This window comes from Segatella asaccharophila (assembly GCF_054687055.1).
In genome coordinates this window covers 15,541-33,062 of sequence record NZ_BAACAN010000001.1, presented here as the reverse complement: position 1 = coordinate 33,062, position 17,522 = coordinate 15,541, and the positions used below count along the sequence as shown (strand labels likewise).

At 41.1% G+C, this 17,522-nt stretch carries 9 protein-coding genes; all 9 read right to left on the bottom strand.

Annotated elements, in window-relative coordinates; translation table 11 throughout:
* Window positions 1-34 precede the first annotated feature (34 nt).
* The 9 genes from ACYRYG_RS00085 to ACYRYG_RS00045 all read right to left on the bottom strand — a co-directional run bounded on the left by ACYRYG_RS00085 (window position 35) and on the right by ACYRYG_RS00045 (window position 17,504).
* Window positions 35-1,705 (bottom strand): glycoside hydrolase family 43 protein, encoded by a 1,671-nt coding sequence (locus tag ACYRYG_RS00085; RefSeq protein ID WP_294075679.1) that lies wholly within the window; start codon window positions 1,703-1,705, stop codon window positions 35-37.
* A 141-nt stretch (window positions 1,706-1,846) separates the two neighbouring features.
* Window positions 1,847-3,778: a sialate O-acetylesterase gene (locus ACYRYG_RS00080; RefSeq protein WP_460197266.1), complete on the bottom strand. Its 1,932-nt coding sequence runs from the start codon at window positions 3,776-3,778 to the stop codon at window positions 1,847-1,849.
* Between the two features lie 242 nt (window positions 3,779-4,020).
* Entirely contained in the window at window positions 4,021-5,730 is a 1,710-nt protein-coding gene (locus ACYRYG_RS00075) for a RagB/SusD family nutrient uptake outer membrane protein (protein WP_460197264.1), read from the bottom strand.
* A 26-nt stretch (window positions 5,731-5,756) separates the two neighbouring features.
* Window positions 5,757-8,852: a SusC/RagA family TonB-linked outer membrane protein gene (locus tag ACYRYG_RS00070; protein ID WP_460197262.1), complete on the bottom strand. Its 3,096-nt coding sequence runs from the start codon at window positions 8,850-8,852 to the stop codon at window positions 5,757-5,759.
* Between the two features lie 88 nt (window positions 8,853-8,940).
* On the bottom strand, window positions 8,941-11,469 hold the full coding sequence (locus tag ACYRYG_RS00065; RefSeq protein ID WP_460197261.1) for a glycosyl hydrolase family 8: 2,529 nt from the start codon (window positions 11,467-11,469) through the stop codon (window positions 8,941-8,943).
* 48 nt (window positions 11,470-11,517) lie between these two features.
* A complete protein-coding gene (locus ACYRYG_RS00060; RefSeq protein ID WP_293426666.1) occupies window positions 11,518-12,954 on the bottom strand; it encodes a family 43 glycosylhydrolase in 1,437 nt (478 codons plus the stop codon).
* Window positions 12,951-13,721, bottom strand: coding sequence for an acetylxylan esterase (locus tag ACYRYG_RS00055; RefSeq protein ID WP_460197259.1), 771 nt, complete (start codon window positions 13,719-13,721; stop codon window positions 12,951-12,953). The genes ACYRYG_RS00060 and ACYRYG_RS00055 overlap by 4 nt, the downstream gene beginning before the upstream one ends.
* A gap of 693 nt (window positions 13,722-14,414) precedes the next feature.
* Window positions 14,415-15,659 carry a glucuronyl esterase domain-containing protein gene (locus ACYRYG_RS00050; RefSeq protein WP_293426660.1) on the bottom strand — a complete coding sequence of 415 codons (1,245 nt, stop codon included), beginning with the start codon at window positions 15,657-15,659 and terminating at the stop codon, window positions 14,415-14,417.
* A 252-nt stretch (window positions 15,660-15,911) separates the two neighbouring features.
* Entirely contained in the window at window positions 15,912-17,504 is a 1,593-nt protein-coding gene (locus ACYRYG_RS00045) for a glycoside hydrolase family 43 protein (protein WP_460197257.1), read from the bottom strand.
* Window positions 17,505-17,522 lie beyond the last annotated feature (18 nt).

Below are 17,522 nucleotides of genomic sequence, written 5' to 3'. Positions count from 1 at the left end.
TAGGCTATTCCAAGATTCAAAATATCAACCATCGCTATTTCTTCGAAGCATATAAACCAATCATTGTGCCGACGAAACCACCACTTTCATGAGTAGACAAATTAGAAGCATCCACCCCACGAGCCAAGACTTTCCATTTTCCATTGCCCAATGAATAATAGAAATCATAGTATTGGCCCTCACCATGAATTTTCAATTTGACCGGCATATCAGCATCCTTCGCATCTATAAAGACTGTCGCAATCGTTACCGGCTTCATTTCTGTTCGAGTCAACAAAATAGCCAAACGATTATTTATTTCAGTTTTACCAAAAGTAAAATTATACTGTTCATTCTGGAAAAGGCAGAAACCTGCAAATTGTTTGTCATTTTCCGGAGAAAAGACGACCTCTGTCTCAGCATTGAACGTTGTATGTTGCTGACGATAAAACAAGGCAGAAGGTGAATCATCCTGCCAAATTGCTACTGGTAAAGCGGAAATCTTCAGTCCATCCTGTCCTAATGTATAAAAAGAAGACGGATTACGGAGGAAAGTCCAACAAGGGTTAAGTTTCTGTCCATGGAAATCATCACGGAAAGTAAAATTGCCAGTAACCGGAATCGTCTTCGCAGCTGTTATTTTCCATTGCCAGGGATGCATTTCGTTTACTGTAGGTATAGCCTTCCCCCTCTTCAGGATTACCGGCCATCCGTTCTTCCATGTCACAGGCAACAAGAATGTCTCCCTCCCAGTATTATACAAATCACCTCTATAAGGCCGACAACCCAGGAAAACTGCCCACCAGTCTCCAGATTTACTTTCCAAGAGATCAGCATGTCCCGTACTGGTCACCCTGTCTGCTCGATCAGGATCCACACCCTCACGCTGTGTCAATATAGGATTTTCAGGATCCTCCTCCCATGGCCCCATCGGGTGTCTGGCACGGAAAATCACCTCACTATGATTTGTTCCAGTACCACCTTCAGCGCACATCAAATAGTAGTATTTGCCAATACGATAAAGATGGGGTCCCTCAATCCAGACAGGATGCTTATCTACATGCGTTCCTCCACGGATAATTTCCTTCGGCTTTCCAATAATACTGTCCCCCTCTACATCGAAACGGAAAATACGTATGGCTCTCTGCCCTTCATAGGCAGCCGTTCCACAGACAGGAGCATTATGCACGATATAGCCCTGCCCGTCTCTGTCAAAAAAGAAAGAAGGATCTATACCATCTATCTGAGGAAGGTATATCGGATCACTCCAGCCCTTTTCCGGATTTTTTGTCTTTACGAAGAAATTGCCTTTCCCTACATTAGTAGTAATCATATAGAAAGTCTTATTACTACTATTATACGAAATAGCCGGAGCAAAAATACCACCCGAAACATTCTGATGATCCAGAGGATCCTGCGAAATACGATCCAGCACATGCCCGATTTGCCACCAATGTATAAGATCCTTACTCTCATAAATCGGAACTCCAGGAAAGTAAGAAAAGGATGAATTTACAAGATAATAGGTATCACCTGCCTTGCAAAAAGAAGGATCAGGATGAAACCCTGCAATAATCGGATTAAAGTATTCCCTATTCTTATTAATTGGTTGCTGGAATCGCACATCCTCACCCTGATAACAAAAATAGTGGAAAGTTGCCATCTGAGCTTTCATGCTTCCAGGCAAGAGAAGCAATAGAACTGATAAAATATTTATTCTATTCATTTTGATCTAAGGACTAAAAAACGGTCATATCGTTCCACGTAAAACGCCGTGCCATGACAGCACAGCGTTTTCTTATTAAATCAACAAAATTATAATTCTATACCAAGAGAACATCCATTTTAACCTTATGTAAAATCGGCTTTACTTAAACAGATGCTGGGCGAAATGCTCCAGACAGCGCCGCCATGTGAGCCACTCATGTGCAGTACCCGGTGAAACCATAGAATCAACCTTGAGACCGGCATTCTGCAATGTCGTGATCAATTGGAGAGTACCCATGTTTTCTTCAGATCCACAACCAAGGAAGAGATAATGAATCTTCTTATTAAACTCATCAGGACGGGAAAGAATCCCATCATATACGGTCTTGATCGTCTGATCATTAAGTCCAAAGATAGCACCGCTAAATCCACCCATATAAGAGAATTTGTCAAGATGGTTCAACACGATGTCAAAAGTCTGGTGTCCGCCCCAGGAAAGACCAGCCATAGCCCGATGATCACGGTCAGTGAAAGTACGGAAATTAGAATCAATAGCAGGAATAAGATCATTGATCATTACCTCATAAAAACTGGCACCATAATCAGCCATGGTAAAACGCTTGGTATCATAAGGCATTTTTACATCCCCACTCTCCATAACAACAATCATCGGAACAGCTTTCTTTTCGGCAATGAGATTATCCATGATATTCTGCATAAAACCCTGATGACTCCATCCCGTTTCATCCTCTCCCATACCATGCTGTAAATAAAGCACAGGATAACGTTTCTTACCCGATGTTTCATACTCTGCCGGCGTATAGACCATAGCACGACGCCATTCCTTCTTGGATTCAGAATAGTACTGGAAGGAACGGACCTGACCTTTTGCAACACCTTGCTGTGGACGATAATAATTACCAGCATCACCTTCAGGAATTTCTATTCCACTACTTTGGCGGCAACAACCGAAGAAGGTGTCTGAAGCCGGATCATTGACGTTCACTCCATCAATATTCAAGAAATAATAATGAAAGCCTACAGGCAACGGAGCAGTACCGCCGGTCCAGAAACCTTTGGCATCACGTTGCAAATCGTATCTCTTTCCACATATATCTGCCTTTACAACCTGAGCCTGCGGAGCAAATATACGAAACCATGCACAGTTCTTACTATCCACCTTCGGAAACTCATTACCCGGTTCGGCATAAATAGAAGTTTTCGCATCTTCCGGTACTTTTACTTCTTGATAAACTGGATATCCAAGTAATGCCAACATCTTATAAGCATAACGACGGCCCATCTCTCGATAACCAGCTGCATCAAAATGCAAAAAATCAGGACCATTCGTACAACCTTCGGAAGAAATGACCTGAGCTGTGTGAATAGTCTGAGGCAAAGTGTCTATGATCTTATTCATTGACGCACAACGGCCTTTGCCACCAGCACGGACGACCTCTCCTGCAAGCAAAGGAACATCCTCAGTTTTCAGATGGAGGTCAGTGATGAGTTGATTATAAACGCATGCCACTTTTGAAGGCCAAGCCTCATCTCCAGTATTCGATTCTCCCTGATGAAGCAAAACAGCCTTGATGACGCCTTCCTTCTGAGCTTTCTTGGCCAGCATGACAAGACGCTTATACGGATCATTATCATAAGCTTTCAGCATACCTTTCATCCACTGCGGAGCACGGTGATTCACATAGTTCTTAATGGAATCTTCCATGAAAGTTTCGATATGGCAACCACCGACAGCTACGGTGATAACTCCCACACGGACATTTTTTGGAAGGTATTTTACCATTGTCCGTCCAAAATAGTCAACAGGCGTCAAACCTGTATTCGGACGGCAAAGAGGAGGAAAGGCTGTATACCAATTCCCCATCTTACGACCGAGATTTTTATCATCAACTGCCGCCATCATCAGAAAACGAGGATCAACGTTCTGTCGGTCCTGCTCTTCAATTTTTGCATTACCTTCCATATTTGACTGTCCGAAACAGAGAAAAATATAAAAGTTTGGATCTACTTTTGCTGAAGCCGACATTGTCAACAGACAAGCAAAGAAAAATAGGATTATCTTTTTATTCATGTCATTAGTTATTCATGTCTTACTTTTATTCTTTGTACACCCTCATTATAAGATGTTTTACTCTTTTCCGCAAAATTACGATTTATTTTTCAATATGCCTTTAAAAAATGTCTCAAAACAAACCTATTACGGTTCATTTTATGTAACAAGAAATTAAGACAACTCATAGCGAGGGTGTAAAAGCTTAAAAATATTAGCTAAACCACATAAATATATTTAAAACCTACTGAACAAGTTTGTTTCTACTTTGTTCCAGAAGAAGTACCCCAGCCTGGATTCTGCTTGATATTCGGATTAATGGATGTCTCAGAATATGGAATCGGAAAATATTCGTGTTTACCTTTGACAAATCCGAAAGTCTTGCCCTCGTTAGGATTACTATAGGTAAGAAAAGCCACATGTTTCTTTTGATAATTTGACTTACCGGAAGTGATGAACTCATCATGAAGAGAAGGAATGTTCTTCCCGGCATTCTTCACGCCATCAAGATCACCCCAGCGGACCATATCTGGCCAGCGGCAATCCTCAAGCCACATCTCATATTTCTTCTCATTCTTTACTTCATCCAATGTCAGCGTAGAACTGATATGCTTCGATCCTGCACGCTTCTGAATAGCATTCAAGTACTCTAGTCCTGAAGGATCATTGGTCTGGGCACATGCCTCTGCATACATCAACAACACCTCTGCATAACGCATAATCAAATAGTTATTTACACTATAGCTATTAGGAGAAACATCAGCCTTAGTATAAATTCGCTTCAATGGCAGATACATGCATTGACCATAAAGACCTTCAAGACTATTAATACCACGGTTAGGATCAGCAAGTTTCTCATCCACAGTCATTGTTTTATCGGCATCGTCAGGATAAGTCAAATCAGTAATAAATTCACTATAAGAGATAATGGAAGCTTTTCGACGTGGAGAATCACCATCATTGTCTTCAAAATCTTGCGCAAATTTTTCATTAACGCCAAGGCCACCCCAACCGCCAACACCTTGCATAGTAGGTGATACTGCAAGTTTATCACTGCGCCAGTTCCATATATTTGCTTGCATCCAGGTTGAACGCTGAATTTTCCCACTCCAGGTACCGATATTAGCATTTTCGACCGTATTAAGCTCAAATACTTTTTCCTCATCACCATCACCTTCAACATGCCAAAGCTCTTTCCAACGGTCTGTAGGAACAAGCGCATATTTACCGGAATCAATAACTTTTTTCAAATCAGTTTTTGCATCAGCATATTCACCTGCAAAAAGATGACATTTACCGGCTACACTCCAGGCAAAGCCCTTGGTAACCTTTATGGCTCCATCCTTATCGTTGACACTCTTACGCTCGTCAAGGTCTGAAACAGCATTCTCACATTCCTTCGCACACCAGTCAAGTAAAGTCTTCTGACTTTCGCTATTAGTTGGTTTCTCACTACCGGTAAGAACGTGATCTATCAATGGAGGGTTCTTCCAACCGATAGCAAGCATCATGTGACAATAAGCACGAATGACACGCGCTTCAGCTACACAACGTTTCTGAACAGGTGTGGTTCCCCCTTTGAATTTATCGATAAGCAGATTATCACCATAGATAGCATGATAATATCCCTTATAAGCATCATTTACCACACTATTCTGAGTATCATAACGAAACTCATTAAGTGCAGCCAGAAAATCGTTATCACCATAGTTGTTTCCAGCGGCATAGATATCATCTCCGCAAAGATTGAACAACACATAAGGAGCATTGACAGTAGAAGAACTAGGAGCATATCCACCCACATTGGTAATGAGCATCTGATAGGCAGCAGTCAATGCTGACTCCGCATCAGCATCTGTCTTATAGAAATTCTCTTCTGTAATAACCCCTTTCTGTCCTATTTCAAGTTTGTCTTCCGAGCACGAACTGAGTAAGAATAGCCCGCACAGAATAAAAATTATATATTTTTTCATAATTATGATCGTTTAATTTGAAACATTTAGAATGTAATATTAAGACCCATAATAAACTTCTTGGAAGTCGGGAATGAACCAACATCACAGCCCATCAACCAACTATTATTATTCATAGTTGCGGTCTCAGGATCAAGGCCAGGATACTTGGTGATAGTAAAGAAATCATCAAGAGAAACATATACACGAACATTACTCAGCATCACTTTCCTGATTAAGTACTTCGGCAAAGTATAACCGAGTTGAATCTCCTTGAATTTGAAAAAGGCACCACTGAACTCTGAAGCGGAAGAACCCCAAAAATGCCAGTCGTTAACCACCTGCTTGGGATCAGGCATTGAACCTTTATGGTTGTCGGTTGTCCATGCATTCTTATAATAATATCTCAGAGAGTTACGTAGTGGGGTATCTGCACGATAAGCAAGGTTGAAAATCTTATTGCCACCCTGACCGGTACCGAAGAGCGTGAAATCAAAGCCTTTATAAGCCATATTGAGAGTAATACCGTAAGTATAGGTAGGTATAGGAGAACCAATATCGGTCATATCATCCTCATTAATTACACCATCACCATTGAAATCATGAATCTTGGCAGCCCCAGTCTTAGAATCTACACCATCATATTTATAGCCGTAAAAGTACCAGATAGAGTGGCCCGCTTCAAAGACCTTTCGCATTGGGTTATTACAACCAGAAATAGTTTCAACAATACGTCCAACAGCAGGATCAAGATAAGTGACTTTGTTGGAAAGAGAAGAAAAGTTGCCCGAAACCTCATATCGGAAGTCATTTATATGATTTTTCCAACTAAGTTCAATTTCAAGACCACGATTACGAACTCTACCCGCATTCATAACTTCATTATCTACACCAATCTCATTAACTACAGGTACACTGACGAGCAAGTCCCGTGTTTTCTTATTGAAGTAGTCGATTCCCAAGGTTAGACGATCGTTTAGAAAACGAGCATCAAGACCAAGGTCTACCTGATCAGAAGTTTCCCATTTTAATTTAGGATTAGCAAGTCCAGAAGGAGCAGAACCATAACTAACACCTGGATCATCAACATCATACTGATACCAGTAACTGTTGTAAGAAATTGTTGTTGCATAAGGATAACCACTCAAAACGTTGATATTACCATTACGACCCCATGATGCACGAAGTTTCAGGAAACTCCAGGTTTTAGGATCAAACACATTTTTGAAGAATTTCTCGTTGCTGACTGTCCATCCTGCAGAGAAAGAAGGGAAATATCCCCAACGATTGTTCTTAGCAAGTTTGGAAGAGTCGAAAGCATCTGCACGAAAGTTAGCTTGAAGTCCATAACGGTTGTCAAAATTATAGACCAAACGGCCAAAATAAGAGATGCTAGTCAAACGACCAGGGGCATTACTAATAGATTTAGTAGTACTGGAATTGTTGTTTACATAGTCAAGATAATGGAAATTGCTCTCATAACCGGTAAGAATGTCAGGGCCATTTGCCTCACCCTTTACATTATCTGTATTATTTTCAATATAAGACATACCTGCCATAGCAGTAAAGTCATTCTTTCCAAACTGGAAGTTGTAGTTGGCAAAATTTTCCCATTGATAGTAGTAGCCGGTATTAGCTGTAGCAGAGATATCATAGTTATTACCGTAAACCATACTATTAGCGTAATAAGCCGGAGTATAGCTATGTACATTACTGAAAGAGAGGCGATAACCAAAACGAGACGTAAAAGTCAATCCTTTGAATGGAGTAATATTGGCATACAGTGTCCCACGAACATTAATTCCATCTGACTTCTGATCGATAAGGTCACGTTGTAGTAAAGGGTTGCCATTATCATCTGTCTGATATTTCGAAACGGCATACCACTTGCCATTCGACGGGTCTTTCAGAATATTCTTACCAGCCTTATAGGCTTGTAACATATCTGATGGGAATTCCGAAGGGTCATCAAAATAGACGGGAGTAAGAGGATCAAGTGTCAGAGCAGAAGTATAGACGGAACCAAAAAGATTCATCTGTGGTACAGCGCGGGTGCTCCATTTCTCTATTGAGGTATTAGTACCAACAGAAATCCATTTAAAGAGATTGTAGTCAGCATTGATCTGAGCCGTCAGACGCTTATACTGATCCTTATTACCAACGACGATACCATCATTATTCAACATGTTCAAAGAAGCAAAAAAATGCCCATTTCTGTTTCCTCCCTGGAAAGTGAGAGAATGTTGAGTAGACCAGGAAGGATCAAAAATAACATCTTGCCAATCTGTATTAGTACCATCATAGTTGTTGGCTTTTAGTTTTGCGTCCATATCAATACCCGACAATTCCTTATAAGCGATAAAGTCCTTGGCGTTGAATATCTCTGCCTTATGAGCAATACTTTGGTTGACAAGCTTCATATCATAGGAAATACTAGCATGACCGGCTTCCCCTTTCTTAGTCGTAATCAAGATAACACCGTTACCAGCTTCTGCACCATAAATAGCAGCCGAAGCAGCATCCTTCAAGACTTCAATATTCTCAATCATTGACGGATCAAGATATTGAATATTATCTACTTTCAAACCATCTACGATAAGTAACGGACCGAGGTTACCAGAATTAGAAGAATAACCACGTACACGGATAGAAGCAGCATCACCTGGAGCACCGGAGAAGTTCAATACTTGTACACCAGAAACTTTACCCTGCAATGCAGCGCCAGCATCAGAAGTAGAACGATTCGCTAAGTCTTTTTCATTTACGGTTCCCACAGAGCCAGTAAGGTCACTTTTCTTCTGAACGCCATAACCTACGACGACGACCTCATCAATAAATTTAGAGTCCGTGGAAAGTACAATTTTCATATTGTTACTTGCTTTTAACAATTGTGTCTTATAACCCACGTATGAAACAGCAAGTCTACTTCCAGGTTTAACATTCAGTGAGAAATGCCCATCAAGGTCACTGACTACACCTTCATTCGAACCCTGGACTTTAATAGTTGCACCAATAACGGGTTCCCCATTCTCATCAAGAATAGTACCTTTCACATAATTTTGAGCCTGTATTCCAAGAGGGAACAGGCAGAGCAACATCATTAAAAATAAACAATGTTTGCCCAAACTTTCAAGATTTTTCATCAGCAATAAATTTTTATGTCTTTATGAAATTAATATAAGGAAACTGAAAAACACGATTTTAGTAATTATTTAAGCAAAAAGAACGATATTAGCCTTTGGGAAAGATTATACGATATTCACCACTCAGATGCATAAAAGCAAACAGTCGAAGGAACCCGTCATAATAGGCATCAAAATATCCATCAGGGAATGGTCTGTTTGATGAGTTCCAAAGCCTATTAATGAAATCACGGGCTTTTGCATGCGTTGCAGCAAGAGATACAGCGCCTAGAGTGCCGACAAGTCCTACAGAATGACGAAGCCCCGGTTTGCCTCCTCCTTTGTTAGGCATTGCTGCAGGCATACCGTCAATATGATACTGATCGATGAATGCATCAATACCTTTGTCAAAGAAGAAATCCTGAATGGTATTAGCATATTGCTGTTGCCAAACAGGGTCGGCACACGACCAACTATAGTCAAGGGCGATATTCATGGGAACTCGCCAAGAATCATAACTAAAATCGGACATTTCAAAATGCCCATGAGGTCCATTAAAGGACAGGATACTTCCATCAAGGTTATTAGTATCAGGATTCAGCCCTGTCACCGGATTAATACTCTTATGAAGATAGTTCCGAGTTGCTTTCTCGCACTGCCGATAGAAATCAGCCCGACCATCATTAGCCCAGCGAGCCCACACTTCATAGAAAGAAGGAATGTTATAGCTCGGATCTGATATACGAGCACCGAATCCTGTAGGTACAAAGGTGATAATATGATGAACCTTATCAATAAGTGGAGTTACGCCTTGTCCATCTGTATGCTTTGAGAAAGAGTTATTCAGAATATACTGAGCCTCCGCCAGATAGTTGATACCCGTATTGTTACCCCAACGATTGGAAGCAAAGATAAGGGAAGTGATAAAATATAGTTCACCGTCACTTGCAGGTCCTTCAGCATTACGAGTTCCATCCGGCTTACAACTCCATGTAAAATAACCTTTTAACGGCCCATCCTTATAAAGCATGTATTTTCTTGCCCAACGATAGATACGATCAAAGATATCTTTCCGGCCCATTTGCACAGCGGCCATCATTCCATACGACATTCCTTCAGTGCGAACATCATGATTTTTCAGATCTGAGACATATCCAAGCGAATCTCCCACTTCAAAATAAACCTTATCTGGTCCGAAAAACACTTCCTGGAAGATTTTATTCAGACGATCTTTCACTTCTGCCTCACTATAACCAAGCTCCGCAAAATAATTGCGGTATTTATGAGTCTGAAAAGCACCTTCTGTCCATGGATGCAGATTATCTTCTTCAAAGGAAAGCCAGTCGATATCAACACTCTCACCTTTGACAAGTTGGACTCTCAACCCAATGATGCCAATAGGCACACTCTTTACGCCAAATGTATGTACGGTGAATTCTTTCTGGGCTGGAATTGTCAAATGGGCTATCATTTTGTTTCCCACAAAGACGTTCAACTCAGCTGGAGTTGCACTTTTCACTCGTAGGGAGAGCTGAGTAAGCCCGGACTTAAAGTTTACCCTATCATAAGACGCCCAACCACCAGCATTTAATTTCAGATACCACCCCTTAAAAGGATTTTGTAAATCAAGATAGTTGATAGAAGCATGCTTCTTAGACAGAGAACTATAACGGTCAATCTGAATATGCTTGCGTGCATCTGTGATACCTACGCCTCGAAGAGAAGGAATAACTTTCCGAATAGTACCATCAGCATTGAAAAAAACAGGATCTATGCATACCGACCGATTTTTGTCAAAGTTAGGCGAATAATCATTATGGTGATAGAAAAGATACCACTGCCCATCATATTTTACAAAAGAATGATGATTAGTCCAGCAGCCATTAGCCCACTCATCCATGAAGACACCCTTAAAAGTGTAAGGTCCTTCTGGATTCCGGCTCATCGCATAGGCTAGTGTCTCTGTTGAATTTTTATGTCGCACCCAAGGAAAAGTTAGATAATACCATCCATCACGCTCAAAGGCAAAAGGACCTTCCTTAAATCCTTCAGGTAGACCCTTTACCTCTATTGGCCTACTAGCCAATGAAAGAAGATCATCACTGAGTTTTGCCATTCTGATGCCCATGCCTGCCCATACGAGATAATCCTCGCCTTTTGAAGTTTGAAGCACACATGGATCAATCCCCATAACACCTTCTAAAGGTTTCTTCTCAGGGACAAAAGGCCCTATAGGACTAGGTGCTATTGCAATACCAATGCCAAAGCCTCTTTCTAACTTCGATGCATCTGGAAAGAAGAGATAATACTTACCCTTGTGTTCCACACAATCTGGTGCCCACATCGAATAACCTTTAGGATTGCCCCACTCCACCTGCTGCTGGTCAAGTATGACACCATGATCGGTCCAGTCAGAAAGATTCTTTGAAGAATAAACATGGTAATCTGCCATAGCAAACCACTTCTTATTAGGGTTCATAGGGTTCACGATGTCGTGAGAGGGATAGAGATATAGTTTATCTCCAAAGGCTCGCGCTGTTGGATCAGCAGTATACTGTCCCTTAATAATTGGGTTCTGTGCCACTGCTGTCAAAGAAACTGCCAGACAACTTATAAATAATATATTTCTTCTTAGCATAGATTAAAAGGTAAAATGAAAGGAAGGCCAAACTCCGATACTTCAGAATCATTCTTTTTCCAGAAATTCCCATTTAGAGTTATCACTTTTCATATCAAAAGGAGCCAATGTAGGCGTACTGTCTCCTGCAGAATAGAGCACGAGGCGCTCTTTCGTTCCAGGAATAGCTTTCGGCATAATACGATATGTGCCATCAGTAAGCTGATCTATTTGCCAAAGTTGCTCGGGTCGGCCCGAAAAAGATGGCTCTGTAGTAAGCTCTTTATCGGCAGTAGCCGTTAGCGTGCGTTGAGTACCGGCAATCTGAATTTTATAATAAGGTGCACCAAGAGTGCCTACACTATCATTCACAGTTGTAATAGTCCAACGCTGATTGGGACGATCCATATAATCACTCGTACGTACACTAATCTTTCCTTTAGGCCAAGAACTTTCCACTTCATCAAGTCGTTGGTTTTCGACAGGCTTGGTTGTATTCTCATCTATTTTGCGCCAGAAACGAAATCCTGCTTCCATACGTACGAAATCTACTGCTAACTCCAGAGAATAGCCACGCCGCTCAGAAGCAATCTCATACGTTCCTTCTTGAAATTGCTGTCCAGCTACAGGCCAGTTATTCTTCCAAAGCAAAGGTAAAATACCAAGAACACTATACCCCCCTTGCTGAAGGTCAGCCTCATAATGACACGACATCTTCTCCACGCCTTCTTCTTCAACAAAGCGCCCGAAATGTCCCGGACCGATTTTGTTTTTTCTTGCAGAGAGAACCATCTTGCCGCCACCCTTCAACATCTCACGTCCAATATTGTCAAGATAAGGACCGGTAACTTCTTTTGATCGTCCGACTACTATATTATAAGTAGAATTAGGACCATCACAGCATGTTCCATGTGTACCGAGAAGATAATACCACCCATTATGGTAAATCAAATCTGTAGCTTCGCAATCGATTGCTATATTGACAGGCTTATTACCTTCCATTCGCTTTCCAGTATTCGGGTCGAGTTCCACCAGTCGAATAAATCCAAAATAGGTACCATAACTAAGCCAGAGTCTTCCATCAGGAGCCCGTAAAAGAGAAGGATCAATAGCATCACAGTCTTCATCATAGTCCGAATTAGCAACTTCCACAGGATCAGTATATTTAAAATCTGGAGAAGTAGGGTCAAGCGTCTTATTCCACATAGTCATTACATTACTAGCATGACCTCCAGCCAGACCGCCTCCGCCAACACTATAAACTACCAGATAGCGATCTCCAATTTTCATTACATCCGGTGCTACACCCCCACCAGGACGCACGGCACCACCATGCCAGTGCCATCCATCCTCAGAGATTAATCCACCTTCGCCAGTTCCAAACACATAATATTTTCCATCACAATAGGCTATTGTGGAAGGGTCATGGATGAATGGAGTACCAACTTGTGCTTTCACATTGAAAAAGAAAGCAGATAGCAATATAGTTATATAAATTTTCTTCATTTCGTTGTAATTGTTAAATTCTTGATAGGTTCACCTTTGCTGTCGAGGAATCTCACGCAGATATCACTCATGCCCGGACCATTGATAACTGCAAAACGCAGTATATTTCTACCTTTCTCCAATGTAACGCGAGGAGATATACCATCATCCATCACCATGCGACGGTCTCCTGAAAGTATCAATACTTCACTATTGTTGAGCCACCAGCAGGAAGCGCCATTAGAACCCGCAGCAAGGCGCACATTGTGCATTTCTTCAGGAGCATTTATAACGGTAATACCCCAAAAGACCACACCATACTTGTTTTTGTTCAGTCCGGATGCAAAGCGAAAAAGCTTTACATTGAAGAGATTACTATCAAAAGCATGCCAGCGCACAATCTCCATACCTTTGTTAGTTTTTGCCTTTACTTTCTGCCCATCGTGGGGCAGGTATCCCCAGACTTCCGGATAATTGGATTGAGAAAGATTCTCTTTTAAGTAAGAATCAATAAAAACCACATTACTGCGATTAGACTTTGTAAAAGGTTCTAATAGTAACCAGCGACGGATAAAACCATTCTCATCCGGAGTCATCACAGAACTGGAAACTGGAGAGAAATACTCTGTTAAGTCCGGATGCTTTATATTCTTAGGATCCGGTTTCTGATAAAATCCCATCATAGGATTCGAATGTGGGGAAGATTTTACCGACTGAACAGTCTGAGCGTATTCAGAAAGGGGAAAACCCATAAACAATAAGGCACATAAAACTACGGATAATTTCATAAAGTCGACATTTAATGTTAACTAAAGATTTCCAATATATTTTCGACTACAGCTATTATCAAAATAGCAAACTATCAATACTTTTGAATTTCCTTTCAATAAGGACAGTAGGTTTTGCATTACTTCAAGTATTATAGATTTTCAGGTTCAAAATTAGTTGATATTTTTGATATCTTTTAATAAGTTTTGTAACATAAACTTTCTCTGATATTGCAAATCAATTTCATGAAACAAATGAATATTTCTATACAACATCAGAGTATAAAACATACTTAGGATTCAATGAATTATCGTTATCAGATAGTAGCGAGAACTGGAGTTCTTTCGGCTGTCTGACTCTGATTTCTCCAAAGGGCGCACCATAGTCTCTTCTCTAAAGAGAGATTCAGTAAGAGTTACAACCCACCTTAGGCAAGAGGGGCAGGGGCCTTGGGGTATTGTGAAACTAGCCGAATGGAGAACAATTGGGAAGTCGAGAAGCGAACTATCCAAACGGAAAAAGATAAGGGTGTAGCAAAACTCTATTTCTGAAGGACCTACTAACAATCTGTATGCGGATTATTTATAGGGACCAATAAAAGCCATATCTTTCCCCTATATTATGGAGTTAAATATGGTTTTCATCTTTGTTAGTTACGATTCGTAACATGTAGAGGATAGTAATTTCATTTTGACACACTCTCATCACCTATTCTACCATTCCGTTAAAGAAACCTTATCCTTGAACATAGGAGCAATCCCTATGTTATCTGTATTGACATTCTTCTTACCCAACAAAAACTTATCTATGAAAGCCTCAACTTCAGGATACTGCTCCTTAGGCAACTGACAATGAGGATGACCACCTCTTATAGAATATCCTATTCTATCCGAAATGCCGAACTTATTCCAGACTTTCTTTGCAGCATTTATAGATACGTATGCCGATTCATCAGACAACCATTTGTAATCCGTATTACCCAACACTAATAAAGCACGAGGGCAAATCATCGCCAACAGTTCATGATGATCGTATGGCAACTTATATACATTATCACCTCCAAACGAAGCCTTTAGGCTCTGCTTAAACCAATTATAATCCGTCTTATCGATATTTTCCACACCATCCTTGGTCTGCGACACACGCCATGCCGCCGCACCACCACCTCCCGGTTCCTGCGCTATAGTAAGAGCAATACGCTCGTCAAATGCAGAACAGAACAGCGCCATCTTTCCAGCATAAGAACAACCGGTCAGTCCGATATGCTTCATATCTATCTTCGTCTTTTCTGTTCCTAGCAATTGCAATCCATCTATCAGTCGGCTCAACCCCCACGCCCATTCACTGTAAGCACCATTATCCTTGAGATCAGGATATAATCTGTCAAAAGCATAATTTCCACGTCCGGCGGGCTTGCCAAACTGCGAGTAATTGTTTACCTGAGCTTCATTAAATTCCATAGTGGCAATAGGTCGATTATCAAAAATGTCCTTTGGCAGCGACAGATGACTTGTACCTATCATCAATGCGTATGGAGCTTTACCCACTTTAGGGTAACGGATAAAAGATTTCAATCTAATAGTATTATTATTTACTGTTACATCTACAAACAGGGTGTCACCTATCATATAAGGATTGATGCAGCTTTTATCTACCGTTGGTTTCTTCCCTATCTCATAATGCTGAATCATTTGTGATATTTCATCTCGCCTCTTAGCCCAGTCAGCGAAGTTTTTAACCTCCCCCTTGCCGTTAGCCCATGCCAGTGGGTTGGGTAACCTACGTATAATAGGTAATTTTTCAGGATTTAACCATTTAAGTGGAACTTTACCTGTAACAGTATTTTCACTGTGATACACAAATGGAGGAACCCCCTTCTTAGCGTTAACATTCAGGCTTGTAGCAGCCAACATCAATGCCATCAATAATGTCTTTTTCTTGGTAATAGTCATAATCATAGATTTTAGGTTTCAATAAAATATACTACAAAATTACAAAAGAACCAATACATTATCATTCCTTATTGTATCATTAACGTTCTATTATTTATCATACACGTCCAAAATCCTTATCTGTTAATGCTTTCTTCAGAAAGAATATGCTTGATTATCTATCACCATCCGATTGAGGGATTTATCAAATATGTAACTATTCAATAAAATAAATGTTAAATCAACTTATTCAGCAAACTCTACTTAGTCCATACCTTTTCATTCTCCTTGTCTTTGTCTGAAATAGTGAAACCAGTCTACATCGATGTAACCCCCAAGACTCTTCGTCGCATAACAGAAGATGGCATAGCGTGTTCCCATGAACAGTCGCCTATAATCATATTTCATCTGAAAGGGATCTCCGAGTGGTATCCAATTCTGGTTATCCAAACTATAAAAAAGCCGGGCTTTGTCGATATGCAATCTGAAATCCGCATCAATTCGAAGATAGATAATCGGAGCATGCAGACTGACAGAATCCATCTCCCTGTAATTCACACCTTCTATTTTCTTATCTTGGTCTGAAAGCACCACACTTTCATTTGTACGCCTAAGGATCAACCGCCTTCCTTCTCTGCTTACAGTGAGTAAAGAAGCATCCCCGTTGAAAGCACAGAAACCAGCATGATCACCATCATTGAGATGACTGACATCCATTTTTACCACTGCCGAGCATCCTGGTCCTTCCATCCGCTGGGAAATAGTATTTGGTGCAGCAAAGAGATTACTTACGATACGGCACGTCTTCAACCGAAGGTATCCCGGTCGGTCCGTCAATGACCATGCAGAATTCACAAGATTATGATTCCACTGCCAATGAATATCCAACACAGGATGACACGTTTTTCCTTCGTCGAATTCATCGCTTACGACAAAAGGATGATAGGGCTGTCCGGGCACTGCCTTTTTCATTATGAAAGGGATCTTCCCGTTAGTATCACCAAGCATTGGCCAGCCGCCAATCCAATGGCAGGGTTCCACGGTAAGTACCCTTCCCACTGCTCCTCGGTCCTGGAAGACTACGCCATACCAATTGCCCTTCTGGTCATCTACGATAGTTCCCTGTCCAGCGTAGGGGAAACCTGCGAAGTTATCCTGAAGGATAACCTTCTTTTCCCATGGACCACAAATATGATCTGCACGGAAACATACTTGCCGGCGAGGCTTATTCTTAGGCCACGACACCATCAGCCAATAATATTTTCCATTATGCTTGATGACACGACTACCTTCGAGAAGCCCATTTTCTTCAGCATCACGACAGATGACACAGGTATCCAATCCTCCCTTTAGTACTCCCTTCAAATCAGAACGTAACTCTGTAATACATCCTGTGTCATGAAAAACGTAAACTCTGCCGTCATCATCGAAAAGGAATGATGAATCATGAAAATGACGCATACGCGAAAGAAGTTTCCATCCTTTAGCAGGATCTTCGGTAGTATAAATATAAGTATTCCCACCCACATTGTCATTAGGAGCAAACATGGCATAGAACTTCCCATTGTGATAACGCAGCGAAGTAGCCCACTGCCCGCGACCGTATACGGTTCCACCTATCATATTATATTTAGGGGAATCTGTAAGACTATCAAAGAGATAACTCACCGGTTGCCAGTTGGCAAGATCTTTAGAACACATAATCGGCCCTCCTGGCATCAGATGCATTGTCGTGCTTACCATATAAAATTCTTCTCCCACCCGGATAACATCCGGATCAGGTACATCAGCCCACAATACAGGATTACGCATCTCCGTCACCGCATCAAAACTGGCATAAAGAGTATCTCTATCTGAATCTAATGGGTTCATAGCATTCATGGCGTTAAT

Excerpts from the sequence above, each read along its gene's own strand:
- ACYRYG_RS00085 (WP_294075679.1), bottom strand. The coding sequence starts at position 1,705 with ATGAATAGAATAAATATTTTATCAGTTCTATTGCTTCTCTTGCCTGGA.
- ACYRYG_RS00080 (WP_460197266.1), bottom strand. The coding sequence starts at position 3,778 with ATGAATAAAAAGATAATCCTATTTTTCTTTGCTTGTCTGTTGACAATG.
- ACYRYG_RS00075 (WP_460197264.1), bottom strand. The coding sequence starts at position 5,730 with ATGAAAAAATATATAATTTTTATTCTGTGCGGGCTATTCTTACTCAGT.
- ACYRYG_RS00070 (WP_460197262.1), bottom strand. The coding sequence starts at position 8,852 with ATGAAAAATCTTGAAAGTTTGGGCAAACATTGTTTATTTTTAATGATG.
- ACYRYG_RS00065 (WP_460197261.1), bottom strand. The coding sequence starts at position 11,469 with ATGCTAAGAAGAAATATATTATTTATAAGTTGTCTGGCAGTTTCTTTG.
- ACYRYG_RS00060 (WP_293426666.1), bottom strand. The coding sequence starts at position 12,954 with ATGAAGAAAATTTATATAACTATATTGCTATCTGCTTTCTTTTTCAAT.
- ACYRYG_RS00055 (WP_460197259.1), bottom strand. The coding sequence starts at position 13,721 with ATGAAATTATCCGTAGTTTTATGTGCCTTATTGTTTATGGGTTTTCCC.
- ACYRYG_RS00050 (WP_293426660.1), bottom strand. The coding sequence starts at position 15,659 with ATGATTATGACTATTACCAAGAAAAAGACATTATTGATGGCATTGATG.
- ACYRYG_RS00045 (WP_460197257.1), bottom strand. The coding sequence starts at position 17,504 with ATGAACCCATTAGATTCAGATAGAGATACTCTTTATGCCAGTTTTGAT.